This is a genomic window from Thaumasiovibrio subtropicus (assembly GCF_019703835.1).
Classification (GTDB): Bacteria; Pseudomonadota; Gammaproteobacteria; order Enterobacterales; family Vibrionaceae; genus Thaumasiovibrio; species Thaumasiovibrio subtropicus.
This window is the reverse complement of the sequence record NZ_AP023055.1, coordinates 1,204,822-1,217,577: the sequence shown is the minus strand read 5'-3', so window position 1 is coordinate 1,217,577 and position 12,756 is coordinate 1,204,822. Positions and strand designations below refer to the sequence as shown.

Here is a 12,756-nt window from a genome sequence, read left to right as displayed (position 1 = left end):
GAGGGTGTTATGAGAACGGTATCAATATTTAAAAATGGCAAGAATCAAGCGGTTCGTTTGCCTAAAGAGTTTGAGTTCGATGGTGTGAACGAACTAGAAATTCACAAAGAAGGCGATGTAATCACTTTGCGCCCAGCTCGCCCTGATTGGCTGTCGTTCGGGGAGCAAGATAAAGCTGATAAAGACTTTATGGCCAGCCGTGAAGATGTAGTGACAGACGAAGGGCGATTTAACTTTGAATAAAAAGATCAACTACATGCTCGATACTTGTATCTGCTCATTCATTATGAGAGAGCAACCAATTGAGCTTTTACAAAAGCTCCAAGCAGTTGTTGGTAAGCAACATAGAATTGTGATTTCGACTATCACCTACCAAGAAATGCAATACGGGTTACTTGGTAAAAAAGCGTCTCCTAAACATGCGGTACTTGTAGAAGAATTTCTTAAGCGAGTTGATGAGATATTACCTTGGGATAAAGCAGCAGTAGACGCCACTACAGAAGTTAAGCGCGACCTAATGGCAAAAGGTACACCTATCGGCAATAACGATACGGCTATCGCGGGACACGCAATTGCAACAGGCTGTGTTGTTGTTACTAACAACACAAGAGAGTTTAATCGAGTTACTGGTTTAAACCTCGAAGATTGGGTTCATTAAGGGATACAATCATGGGGTTATTTGTATATTCATTGAAATGTAGTGGCTTACCTGCATCTGACATAAAAAAACCTCCGACTAAGCTAGCGATAGCAGGAGGTTAAAAAACGATCAATATTTATTGTTAATGTTCAAACTTTATTGTCTTCCGACAATCACCAAGGTTTGCTTATACCTGTTTACTCTACTGTTACGCTTTTCGCGAGATTTCGTGGTTGATCGACATCAGTACCTTTGATGAGTGCAACGTAATAAGACAAGAGCTGCAAGGGCAGGGTGTAGACAATAGGAGCAATAAACTCATCACAGTGTGGGACGTTAAGCACTTTCATGGTGTCATCACTGCTGAAATGCGCATTGGTATCGGCGAAAACGTACATCAATCCACCGCGTGCGCGCACTTCTTCGACGTTCGATTTCAGCTTTTCTAACAACTCATTGTTTGGCGCGACGACAATGACGGGCATTTCCGCATCGATGAGGGCGAGAGGGCCGTGCTTAAGCTCGCCAGCGGCATAGGCTTCGGCATGAATGTAGGAGATTTCTTTGAGCTTCAATGCCCCTTCCATCGCAATCGGTGATTGCTCACCACGCCCTAGGAACAGTGAATGATGTTTATCAGCAAAGTCTTCTGCGAGTGCTTCAATGTCTTCTGCCATCGCCAAGGTCTGCTCTAGTTTTGCAGGTAAGCTCTGTAGTGCAGAAACCAGCGCATGCTCTGTCTGTGCGTCCAACGCGTTGTGGCGGCCAATGGCACCGACAAGCATGAGGAGACCGGCTAACTGCACTGTAAAGGCTTTGGTCGAGGCGACACCAATCTCAGCGCCCGCTTTCATCATGTATGCCATGTCTGATTCACGGACCAGCGATGAGCCGGGTACGTTACAGATCGTTAGGCTCGCCATGTAACCCATTTCCTTAGCAAGGCGGAGTGCAGCAAGCGTATCGGCGGTTTCACCTGATTGTGAAATTGTCACGAGAAGGCTGTTTTCAAACACATGAGAGCGGCGATAGCGGAACTCGGATGCGATTTCGACGTTACAGCTCACACCTGCCCATTGTTCGAACCAGTAGCGTGCAACGAGACCCGCATGGTAGCTGGTACCGCAGGCGATGATTTGCACATGTTTCACGTCTTTAAGTAAGGCTTCGGCATTCTCGCCAAACGCGGATGCGACAACGTGTCCATTGGCGATGCGACCTTCCAAGGTACGTTGCAGCGCGACAGGTTGCTCGTGAATTTCTTTCATCATGTAATGGCGATATTGCCCCTTATCGCCCGCATCGTGTGAGACTTCACTCTCTTTTACATCACGTGTGACGGGGTCGCCGTTTACATCAAAAATGTTGACATCGAAACGCGTGACCTCTGCAACATCGCCTTCTTCTAAAAAGGCGAAACGCCGGGTAACGGGGAGTAGGGCGAGTTGGTCAGAGGCGATAAAGTGCTCACCCATGCCGTAACCGATCACTAATGGGCTACCCGAACGGGCGACGACGACGCGACTTGGGTCTCGTCTATCCATTACCACCGTGCCGTACGCACCTTCGAGCTGTTTCACTGTAGCCTGTACGGCGCTAAGCAAGGTGTCGTGACGAGTGAGTTCCAGATCAACGAGGTGTGCAATCACTTCTGTGTCAGTTTGTGATGTGAAGGCATAGCCCGCTTCTTTTAATGATTCACGTAGCGCTTCATGGTTCTCGATGATGCCATTGTGCACGACGGCGATATCACTCCCTGACATATGCGGGTGTGCATTGGCTTCAGAAGGTTCGCCATGTGTCGCCCAACGCGTATGTGCGATTCCTGTGCCCCCCGCCATTGGTTGGCTGTGAACCGCATCGGTCAGCTCTTGTACTTTACCTAAGCGACGAAGACGCTTAAGTTCCCCTTCTGGGGTAGTGACGGCAATGCCTGCCGAATCGTAACCGCGATACTCCAAGCGGCGTAACCCTTCTAACAGTATTTCCGCAACGTCACGTTGCGCGACTGCGCCGACGATTCCACACATAGTTGTATCTCCTAATCCTGAGTGTCTGGTGCGCAAATGACTTTCACGCCCATCTTTTCTAGTTTTGTTTTGTATTCCTTAGTGAGCTCGTTGTCAGTCACTAAAGTGTGAATGTGTTCAAAGGCTAATTCGAGATTGGGAATGCGACGGCCTATCTTTTCGGACTCCACCATGACAATGACTTGGCGAGAGACTTCTGCCATTACCCGACTTAAACCAATTAGCTCGTTGAAGGTTGTAGTCCCTCTTTCAAGATCGATGCCATCTGCGCCAATAAAGAGTTGGTCGAAGTCGTAAGAGCGCAAAACGGATTCCGCGACTTGCCCTTGAAATGCTTCTGAGTGTGGGTCCCATGTGCCGCCTGTCATCAATAATGTGATGTCATTTTCCACTTCATTCAGGGCGTTAGCGACATTGAGAGAATTTGTCATGACAACGAGGCCATGCTTCTCTTCTAGCTGATAGATGAGGCTTGCTGTGGTGCTGCCACTGTCGATGATGATGCGATTGTGGTCGCGAATGAGACTGGCTGCGCATTTTGCAATCGACAACTTTCGTTTTGAAACTTGTTCGCAATTTTCATGATTGATGAGTTCTTGCGGCATCGCGACAGCGCCGCCAAAGCGTCGCAGTAGAAGACCACTTTTTTCAAGTTCGGCGAGATCTTTACGAATCGTAACTTCGCTGGTAGCAAAGTGTTTAGCGAGTCCATCGACACTGACTTCTTGCTTTTCATTGACATAGGCGACGATGTTGTGGCGGCGTTGCTGCGTGTTTCTCTTTGTCATCTTTCTTTTATCTTTCGAATTGAAGGTTCAATGCTATCAAAATGAAATTTAGACTGTCTAGCAATAAATAGCTATGTGGTAAAAAAGTTTGGCGCAGAAAACGATGAGTCCATTCCAATGGAGTATAAGTTCAATGGCGTGTCTGTTTTTAATAAGCTGAAAATGTGAGCGCTCTCACTGTGTCGCCGCTTTATAGTGCACACTCACTGAAGATAGTCCGCAATCGTAAGATTAATAGAGTCAATTAAAGCCGCGTGACGTGTCGCAGGCTTTTGTCTTTAGGCGTGATGCTTGTCTCGTTGTCACTCATTCAGGGCTATATCTACTTGTCGAAAAGCGAAAGTCGCGTTAATTCTGTACTCATAATGAAAATAAAGGCGTATTCACAATAAGAATACGCGACTGTACCTACACCTACTCAGAGCAAGGAACTAGCCATATGCGTAGTTTGGCAGCGAACAGCTATGGATCTGATTTGATCGACTTGACTGGCTTGCGTATCAAAGCTTACAGCGGACGTAAGGCAAAACAATTAGAAGAGTCTGAGGAGGCCCTGACCCAGCCTCTGGAAGTGTTTGATTCGCGATTTAGTACGCAAACATTGCGTGTGAATGATATCGGCGGCCCGCAAGGGAGTTTCTTTTTTGAGTGCCTTGACCACAAGAGCATCGCCTATAGCTGGGTCGTTGGGCTTAATATGACCCACATCCTTTATGGTTTCCGACCCGCATTGGAAGTCGAGGTACTGTTCCGTGAGCATGATTCACTCAAGCCCCTTGCCGATGTGCTCTACCTATTTGGCGTTGAGGGCGTTTACGCCCATATCATGAAAGCGAGTATTGCGGATCTTTACAATTGGATAGATCCGATTCTTGCTGAGAGTATGCCTGCCTACCGTGAAGGGCGCATCAGTGAAGACCATCCTGACTATTGGCTCCACAAGGTGGTGGAAGAGTATGACATGCAAGGTCGTCCGCTGGATGCCGGTATCTTAAACGTCTACCTATTAAACCTCTGCCATGTCGGGCCTGGTCAAGCGTTGCGTATTGATAGCAATCAAATCTTTATGCCGTTGCGTGGCATGTGTCTTGAAGCCTTGACTCAGATGCAATCGCTGGTTGAGTTTGATGCAGAGTTTTGGCTACACAGCCGTGATAATGATGAAGATCATCTTGAGTTCAAAGCGTGTCAGCCATTTACCACGACCTTTCCGCATCTTATTCGTGACGAAAACGCCTTCAACGCGTTCGACGCCGCAGATTATTGCTTTGCTGAAGTCCCAGCAGGGGGGATCAACCGTCACAATGTGTTTGAAGGGCAGTTACTGTTGGTGACCGAAGGCGAACTTTGGGTAAATGGTAAAATCCGCGTTGCCGAAAAAGAGGCGGTCATCTTTTCTGAAAAAGAGAACCTACACATTCATGGCGTGGTTGATAGCCATTATTTGATTGCACTGGTGAGCTAACGCGAGGCTACAAGCGCGCAAAAATTGGGCTGGATCAAGGTTAGTTCACCTTGCCAGCCTTTTGTTTTAAGGCGAGAACATAATCACAGTAAACCCTACAGGTTAGGCGCAGGATAAGCAGAGATTCCCACGAAGAGGGCTCTTTTTGCGACATCCTACGCGTCAGTCCATCCCCATTCGTAAAATGACCTGGAAGACGGTCAGGCGGTCCTTTGACCGCCAACTATATGAGTCTATCTATTCCGTAATTGCTAGAGACGCTTTGCCGTGATTTGGAGCAACGCGACACACCCATTGCCTGAACTGTTTTATAGGTCATGAGGCGCGGCTAATCGTCGAACCCTTTACACCGTGTTGTGTAAATTCTTTTTTTGCGACAGGGGGTTGCTATGCCTTTTAACTACATTCGAAACATTGTTTTTGTTGGTCAAACTGGGGCTGGGAAGACAAGCCTCATTGAACGGCTGTTGTACGATTCACAGGCCACCACGCATTTAGGTCATATTAAAGATGGTGACACCGTCACTGATTTTGATGCTCAATCTATTCAATATCAACACAGTATTGAAGCCACGCCAGTCGCCTTGAGCTGGCAAAAACATAAAATGAACCTGATAGACACGCCGGGGCTGCCTGAACTGATGGGACGGGCGTTAAGCGTGTTCCCAGCCGTTGAAACCTCGGCGTTGGTCATCGATCCTACATTGCCTATCTCTCAAATAAGCGAGCAATTGTTTGCGTTTGCAACAGAGCGGCAGAAGTGCCAAATGGTCATCATCAATAAGATGGATGCACCCAATGCCGACCTGCTCGCTACGTTGGCGGCGATCACAGAACGTTTTGGTGATCACTGTTTGCCGATAAATCTCCCTTCAGCAGATGGCAAGCGCGTTGTCGATTGCTATTTTTCGCCTCAACTGGATGAACAGACTTTGTGCGGCAGTGTCAGTGAGGCCCATGAGCGCTTGATTGATCAAGTGGTAGAAGTGGATGAAGTCTTGATGGAGCAGTACTTAGAGCAAGGTTCCTCTCTTACCGTTGAGCAGCTACATGATCCCTTTGAAAAAGCCTTGCGCACGGGTCATATCGTTCCGGTCTGTTTCACTTCAGCAGAAACCAATGTTGGGTGTGAGTTGTTGTTGCAAACGCTCGCAGAGCTGATGCCAACCCCGATGGAAGGGAATCCACCGCTACTCGAGAAAAACGGCCATCAAGTCCCGGTTGATTGTGAGACGCTTGCCCACAGTGTTGGTCATGTCTATAAGGTCAGTGTTGATCCTTACTTGGGTAAGCTGGCGTATATCCGCGTCTTCCAAGGTCAGATAACGGCGGGTAGCCAGCTCTTTATTGGTGAAAACAATAAAGCCTTCAAAGTTGGCCACCTCTATCAGTTACAAGGGAAAAAACGGGTTGAGATTGGTCAAGCGCGCGCTGGAGATTTGTGCGTCTTAGCAAAAGTCGACGAACTCGCGTTTGATTCCGTCGTGCATGATTCACATGATGAAGACCATGTGAGTTTAAAAACCTTGTGCTTTCCTTCTCCCATGTATCAGTTAGTGATAGAGCCGACCAAGCGTGGTGACGAGCAAAAACTGTCTGAAGTATTAAATAAGTTAGTCTCAGAGGATCCCTCTCTACAACTCGAGCACCGTATTCGGACGAATGAAACGATCTTGAGTGGACAGGGGGAGTTTCATTTGAAAATCGCCTTGGAGAAAATGGCCGCGGTTTATAAGCTACACGTCGAAACACGGCAACCGAGTGTGATTTACTTTGAGACGATTACCCAAGAAGCAGAGACAGTCTACCGACATAAAAAGCAAAGTGGGGGTGCTGGCCAGTTTGGTGAAGTGCATCTGCGGGTGAAACCATTGGGGCGTGGAGAAGGCTTCAAGTTTGTGAATAAAGTGGTTGGTGGCGCTATCCCTACCTCGCTCATCCCCGCGGTAGAAAAAGGCGTACGTCAAGCATTGGATGAAGGAGCGATTTCTGGGAATCCAATTAAAGACATTGAAGTGACGGTATTTGATGGCAAACATCATTCCGTGGACTCGAAAGAGATTGCCTTTGTGATTGCGGGTAAGAAAGCCTTTCTTGAAGCGGTGCGAGATGCCAACCCAATCGTACTTGAGCCAATCTATCAACTCGATATTGTGGTACCAACGGAAGCGGTGGGTGATGTGTCTGGAGATCTCTCTGCGAATCGTGGTTTGATTGAAGGGACGATGCCGATTGCTGCTGACTTCACTAAAATCAGTGCGAAATCGCCACTGAATGAGTTAGAAGATTATGCTCGTCGCCTCAAAGCGATGACTGGCGGAGAAGGTCGATTCCAAATGGCATTGAGTCACTACGAACCTGCGCCGGGAAATGTTCAAAAGCGCGTGTGCAAAGGAGAGAGTGAAGTTTAGCCATATGATTGACTCACCCCGAGTCAATGTACACCTAATGAGGCTCAGTTGCAGGATGCATAGCAACTGAGCCTCTCTTGTTTTTGTCACGCACATTGCTTGTCGTTAGGTGTTCTTGTCTATAATTAATCAATTGTTTAATTTTGGGTGAATTTTTGCGTTAAGCAATTTGCTTTTTGGCAACGTACTATATTCATCGGCTGATTAATTATAGGAGTGTGATGTGAGCGTACGTAAAGCAGGGCGTCCCGTAGGTGGCGATAGCGACGCAAGGCAAAAGCTAATTGATGCTTGTAGGCCGATGTTTATGCGTCTGCCTTATGAGAAGGTTTCTACGCGCATGGTCGCCGAGAAAGCGGGCGTGAATGTTGCACTCATTCGCTACTATTTTCAGAGTAAAGCGGGTCTGTTTGAAGCCATGGTGAACGATACCATGGAGCCGATTCATTCAACAATGAGTGCGGTATTAGATAAAGGTGGGTTCGATAATTTAGAACAACTGATGAGAACCTACTACAAGACAATGGCACCCTATCCTGAGTTTCCAGCCTTGGTTGCACGGATTATGAATGGGCCAGCGGATGATACCCAGCGTCGCATATTAGATAAACAGTTTGAGCGCTTTGTGCGTCCGATGCATGAAACCCTATTTTCGAAGATGCCTGATTTGAAAGAAGGTTGCGATCCCACGTTTGCACGTTTGACTTTCCTGAGCTTAATGATTTTTCCGTTCCTGATCCCTAGAGGTTTTGCAGAGTTGCAAGGCATTGAAATTAACGCGCAACTGCTCAATGCCTTGGCTGATCATAATATGCAATTGTTGCGACAGGGAATGATGAAAGAAGAGAGTGAGGTGGTGTCATGAAGCTATCACGAAAGCTATTGTTTATCCCGGCGGTACTCGTTGGTGTTGTTGTCTTGGTGGTGGCGATAAAGTCGCGTCCGTCTCCGGAACTCAATCCCGCTGCCAGCCGCAGCCGCTTAGTCGAGTTGATGCCATTGGAACCGCAGGCGATTGCGCCACAAGTCGTTGGCTTTGGACGGGTTACACCGAAAGTGGAATGGCAAGGGATAGCGGAGACCAGTGGTCGAGTTGTTTATAAATCACCAGAGTTAGAAAAGGGACGCTTGGTTGAAGCAGGCACGGTACTGGTGCGTATTGACCCCCTCGATTATGAACTGCGTTTGGCACAAGCTGAAGCAGATTTGAGTTCGGCACAAGCGCAGCTGAAAAAACTGGCTCAAGAAGAGAAAAACCTCAAAACTCAACTGAGTTTAGAGAAACAGCGTCTGGCTATCAGCCGCCAAGAGTTGAAACGAAAACAAGATCTTCGTCAGCGAGGGTTGATTGCACAATCTGATGTCGATAGTGAGCAGCAGGCTGTGTTAGCGAGCCAAAGAACGGTTCAGGAACTGGAAACGCAGCTTTTTGTTATGCCGAATGAGCGAAAAGTGACAGAAGCCCTTGTCAGTGTGAACACTTCGCGGGTAGATGAAGCAAAACGTTCGCTGGAGAAAACAGAAATCGTCTTGCCAATGGATGGTCGCATTGCAGATGTTAATGTCGAGAAAGACCAAGTTGTTAATCTGCAGCAAGTGATGATGGTCGCACATGGTATTGATGCGGTTGAAATCGATGCGCAAATTGCCATTCATGATATGGCCATGTTGTCTGCGTCCTTCGGTGGTGTTTCAGCATCGAACCCGATTAATACAGGTGTTGACCAACTGGACTTGGCAGTGACGGTCACACTGAGCAGTGGTAGCCAGCGATATGAGTGGCCTGCGACAGTGTCACGGATCAGCGACAGTGTCAGCCTGAACCAAGCGACCGTCGGGGTGATTTTAGATGTGGTGCAGGACTTTCGTCAGCTTGACCCAACTCAAGCCCCCCCGCTCGTCAACGGCATGCTCGTTGAAGCGACGTTGACTGGGTTTAAACAACCATTGATTACGGTACCTGAGCGTGCCATCCACGGTAATCGCATTTACCTGTATCGTGAAGGTAAGTTGGCCATCGAAGAAGTTGCGATTCTATTTCGAAGTCAAGGGCTTGTGGCAATTCGAGGTAATGTGGTCGCAGGAGAGCAGTTGGTTCTCAATGATCTTTTACCTGCGGTTGAAGGCATGGCGCTAACCCCTGAGGAGAGCCCATCTAATGGCATATCGTCTGAAGATGCGCGACTAGGCGACCAATCTTTGGATGAGGCCGATCGACAGATTGAGCAGGAGCAGTCATCATGATTCGCTATTTCTCTCGCCATCCAACCGCTGCTAACTTGATGATGTTGGGGTTGATTCTCATTGGCTTGGTATCACTACCTAAACTGAAACGAGAAACGTTTCCGGAATTTGCGCCGCCTTACATCATTGCGTCAGTGATCTATCCGGGGGCTTCCCCACAAGAAGTCGAAGAAAGCATTTGTATGCGGATGGAAGATGCGATAGATGGCCTCGCCAATATTGTCGAATCGCGCTGTGAAGCGGTTGAAGGCTCCGCATCCATGATTATCAAGCTGACAAGTGCGGAGGTGGTGTCGCGCATGTTGGTGGATGTGCAAACACAGATTGGTGCAGTCAACGATTTTCCCGCAGAGATTGAAACGCCGATTGTGCGTGAGTTGGATTGGAACGAGCCGGTTGTTGATATTGCCATTAAAGCCGATATGCCGTTACCCGAACTAAAACGCTACGCCGAAGCATTGAAACGAACCTTGAAGCTTGATTATGGCGTCTCTTTGGTCGATGTGGCGGGGTTTTCGGATCATCAATTGCGGGTTGAGCTTAACCCGATTGCGGTACGTCAGTTAGGTTTGAATGTGAGTGACATTGCCGCCAAATTGTCGCGACAGAACATTAAATTACCAAGTGGTAATGTCGAGCTGGAAGATAGAAACTATTTGCTGCGTTTTGATGGTCAACAGGTAACACCAGAAACGCTGGCACAAATTGTGGTGGGCGCGGATAAAAATGGCGGCGTTGTTCGTCTTCGCGATATCGCCACTATTACGGATCGCTTTGAACTCGACGAGCAGAAGATCTTGTTTGATGGCGAGCCTTCAGCCATGTTGCGCATCAGCAAAAACAAAGCGGATGATGCCTTAAGAATCAAAGACCGTGTTGCGCAGTTCGTTGATCAAGAAAATGCGACCGCACCAGCAGGGGTTGAACTGGTGCTAACGAATGATCTCTCTTCGCTACTGTGGGACCGCCTCACTATGATGGTGCGCAATGGTTGGCAAGGGGTCATTCTTGTCTTCGGCGTCATGTGGCTGTTTTTTAGCTTTCGGTATTCTTTTTGGGTCGCCGCAGGCTTGCCAGTGGCTTTCTTAGGTAGCATGTATTTGATGGCGAGTCTGGGGCTGTCGATCAATATTATGTCGCTGGTGGCACTGTTAATGGCGATTGGTATCATGATGGATGATGCTATCGTGATCTCCGAATCGATCGCGTCGCATATCGACAAAGGGCAGAAGGTGAAAGATGCGGTCTACAACGGCGTGAAAAAGGTGCTGCCGGGCGTGATGTCCTCTTACCTCACCACTATCTGTATCTTTGGTAGCTTGATTTTTCTTCAAGGGGAGATGGGGGCGGTGCTTCGCGTGGTGCCGCAAGTCTTGATCCTTGTATTGACGTTAAGCTTGGTCGAAGCGTTTCTGATTCTGCCTAATCACCTCCGTCACTCCCTTGAACATCACCCCGGCGGCGACAAAGAGTCAGGGTGGAAAGCACGCTTCTTAGCCAAATTTGAGTCATTCAGGAATAACCAATTGGTGACTGCTGTCAGTGCGGCCGTTCGCTGGCGGTATGCCTTTGTCGGGGGCGTGATAGGTTTATTGTTTGCCTCTTTTGCTTTACTTGCTGGCGGAGCGTTAAAGTTTGTGGGCTTTCCCGAGTTGGATGGCGATATCATTGAAGCACGTTTGATTTTGCCGCCCGGCTCGACGCTAACGCAGACCGAAGCCGTTGTGGCTGAACTGGTCACCGCGGCGCAGAAACTTGATGCGGAATGGACGGAGCGTGTCGAAGGTGGTGAGCGTTTAGTGCTTAACATTACAGAGCAATACAATTTTAATGCCGATGCAGACGAACGTGGACCGCACGTCGCGACGGTACGGCTCGACTTACAAAGTGCTGAAACGCGTAAAACGTTGATCGATGATTTTGTTGATGCGTGGGAAGCTGAAGTCGGGATATTACCTCATCCCGTTTCGTTAGTGTACAAACAGCCCGCAATGGGGCCGGGTGGCAAAGATTTAGAAATCCGCATGCAGCATGATGATCTCGATATGCTCAAAGCGGCATCACTGGATACACGTCAGTTCCTTGCTTCATTTGAAGGTGTCAGCGGGGTGCTGGATGACATGCGCATGGGTAAACCTGAACTCAGTATTTCAATGCGTCCGGGGGCGGAAGCCTTTGGTGTTGATGGTCAGATGATCGCTTCTCAGCTGCGCGCGGCGTATTACGGCCAAACGGCGGATGAGATTCAAATCGGTGCCGAGAACATCAAAATACAAGTGATGCTGGAAAAGGATCGCATTGGTGATCTGCAAGGTTTAGCCAGCTTCCCGATTGTGATGGCAGATGGCAGCCAATTACCATTGGGCACGATCGCCAATCTTGAATATCAGCGTAATTATGTCCGTATTCAACGCATTGATGGCCTGAGAACCTTAACGGTTTCAGCGGATGTTCGTCAGTCTGTGGTCAGCTCGGCAGAAGTGTTACGTCAGTTTAGACAAGAACTTCAACCTGAATTGATGAAGGTTTATCCGGGATTAAGGTTTAACTTTGAAGGCGCAGCGAAAGATACCGCTGAAACGGGCAGTTCGATGGCGACAGGTTTTGCACTGGGTATCTTTGGTGTCTTTGTGATTTTGAGCTTTCAATTTCGCAGCTACATTGAACCATTCGTGGTTTTAATTGCTATTCCACTTGCACTGATCGGTGTGCTCTGGGGGCATTGGCTACTCGGCCATCCGCTGAGTATGCCGAGTATGATGGGATTTGTATCCCTTGCTGGGGTTGTAGTGAATGACTCGATTTTGCTGGTGCAGTATATCCGTCATCATTTAGATGAAGGGGATGACATCTACACCGCGGTCGTACAGGCAAGCCGTGAACGCTTTCGCGCTGTGTTCCTCACTTCTGTGACCACCGCTGCGGGTCTTCTCCCGCTGTTGTTAGAGACCAGTTTACAAGCGCAGGTGATTAAGCCGCTCGTCATTTCGATTGTGTTTGGTATCTTCACATCCACACTACTTGTGCTATTTATGATCCCTTCTGCTTACGCCATTTTAGGTGATTTTGGGTTAGTTAAACGCCACAGCGCGCTGGATGAAGAGCAGCCTTTAAAACTGGCATCGTAGATGGAAATAGGTGACTTGTTGGGGGCTTGGGAGTGACTTTAGTCTCCTCG

Annotated in this window: 9 protein-coding genes; 7 read left to right on the top strand and 2 right to left on the bottom strand. The window is 48.3% G+C overall.

Annotated features, from left to right (window positions below):
• The first annotated feature begins 9 nt into the window (after positions 1–9).
• The gene (gene vapB / locus TSUB_RS21955; RefSeq protein ID WP_087025062.1) at positions 10–243 is read left to right on the top strand and encodes a type II toxin-antitoxin system VapB family antitoxin; all 234 of its coding nucleotides are present in this window, start codon (positions 10–12) and stop codon (positions 241–243) included.
• Positions 236–658, top strand: a complete 423-nt coding sequence (locus TSUB_RS21950) for a type II toxin-antitoxin system VapC family toxin (protein WP_246616476.1) — start codon at positions 236–238, stop codon at positions 656–658. Before vapB ends, TSUB_RS21950 begins: the two co-directional genes overlap by 8 nt.
• Before the next feature lie 179 nt (positions 659–837).
• Here TSUB_RS21950 and glmS read toward each other — a convergent pair whose 3' ends face one another.
• A complete protein-coding gene (glmS, locus tag TSUB_RS21945; protein WP_087025066.1) occupies positions 838–2,670 on the bottom strand; it encodes a glutamine--fructose-6-phosphate transaminase (isomerizing) in 1,833 nt (610 codons plus the stop codon).
• Positions 2,671–2,681: 11 nt separating this feature from the next.
• A complete protein-coding gene (locus tag TSUB_RS21940) occupies positions 2,682–3,458 on the bottom strand; it encodes a DeoR/GlpR family DNA-binding transcription regulator (protein WP_087025068.1) in 777 nt (258 codons plus the stop codon).
• A 439-nt stretch (positions 3,459–3,897) separates the two neighbouring features.
• Here TSUB_RS21940 and TSUB_RS21935 point away from each other — a divergent pair, with 439 nt between their 5' ends.
• The 5 genes from TSUB_RS21935 to TSUB_RS21915 all read left to right on the top strand — a co-directional run bounded on the left by TSUB_RS21935 (position 3,898) and on the right by TSUB_RS21915 (position 12,706).
• Positions 3,898–4,923: a cupin domain-containing protein gene (locus tag TSUB_RS21935; protein ID WP_087025070.1), complete on the top strand. Its 1,026-nt coding sequence runs from the start codon at positions 3,898–3,900 to the stop codon at positions 4,921–4,923.
• 389 nt (positions 4,924–5,312) lie between these two features.
• The gene (gene fusA, locus TSUB_RS21930) at positions 5,313–7,334 is read left to right on the top strand and encodes an elongation factor G (RefSeq protein ID WP_087025072.1); all 2,022 of its coding nucleotides are present in this window, start codon (positions 5,313–5,315) and stop codon (positions 7,332–7,334) included.
• 223 nt (positions 7,335–7,557) lie between these two features.
• Positions 7,558–8,199 (top strand): TetR/AcrR family transcriptional regulator, encoded by a 642-nt coding sequence (locus TSUB_RS21925; protein ID WP_087025074.1) that lies wholly within the window; start codon positions 7,558–7,560, stop codon positions 8,197–8,199.
• Positions 8,196–9,578 (top strand): efflux RND transporter periplasmic adaptor subunit, encoded by a 1,383-nt coding sequence (locus tag TSUB_RS21920; RefSeq protein ID WP_087025076.1) that lies wholly within the window; start codon positions 8,196–8,198, stop codon positions 9,576–9,578. The genes TSUB_RS21925 and TSUB_RS21920 overlap by 4 nt, the downstream gene beginning before the upstream one ends.
• The gene (locus TSUB_RS21915) at positions 9,575–12,706 is read left to right on the top strand and encodes an efflux RND transporter permease subunit (protein WP_087025078.1); all 3,132 of its coding nucleotides are present in this window, start codon (positions 9,575–9,577) and stop codon (positions 12,704–12,706) included. The genes TSUB_RS21920 and TSUB_RS21915 overlap by 4 nt, the downstream gene beginning before the upstream one ends.
• Positions 12,707–12,756: the final 50 nt, after the last annotated feature.

Coding starts and splice junctions, on each gene's coding strand:
- vapB (WP_087025062.1), top strand. CDS start 10: ATGAGAACGGTATCAATATTTAAAAATGGCAAGAATCAAGCGGTTCGT.
- glmS (WP_087025066.1), bottom strand. CDS start 2,670: ATGTGTGGAATCGTCGGCGCAGTCGCGCAACGTGACGTTGCGGAAATA.
- TSUB_RS21935 (WP_087025070.1), top strand. CDS start 3,898: ATGCGTAGTTTGGCAGCGAACAGCTATGGATCTGATTTGATCGACTTG.
- TSUB_RS21940 (WP_087025068.1), bottom strand. CDS start 3,458: ATGACAAAGAGAAACACGCAGCAACGCCGCCACAACATCGTCGCCTAT.
- TSUB_RS21920 (WP_087025076.1), top strand. CDS start 8,196: ATGAAGCTATCACGAAAGCTATTGTTTATCCCGGCGGTACTCGTTGGT.
- fusA (WP_087025072.1), top strand. CDS start 5,313: ATGCCTTTTAACTACATTCGAAACATTGTTTTTGTTGGTCAAACTGGG.
- TSUB_RS21915 (WP_087025078.1), top strand. CDS start 9,575: ATGATTCGCTATTTCTCTCGCCATCCAACCGCTGCTAACTTGATGATG.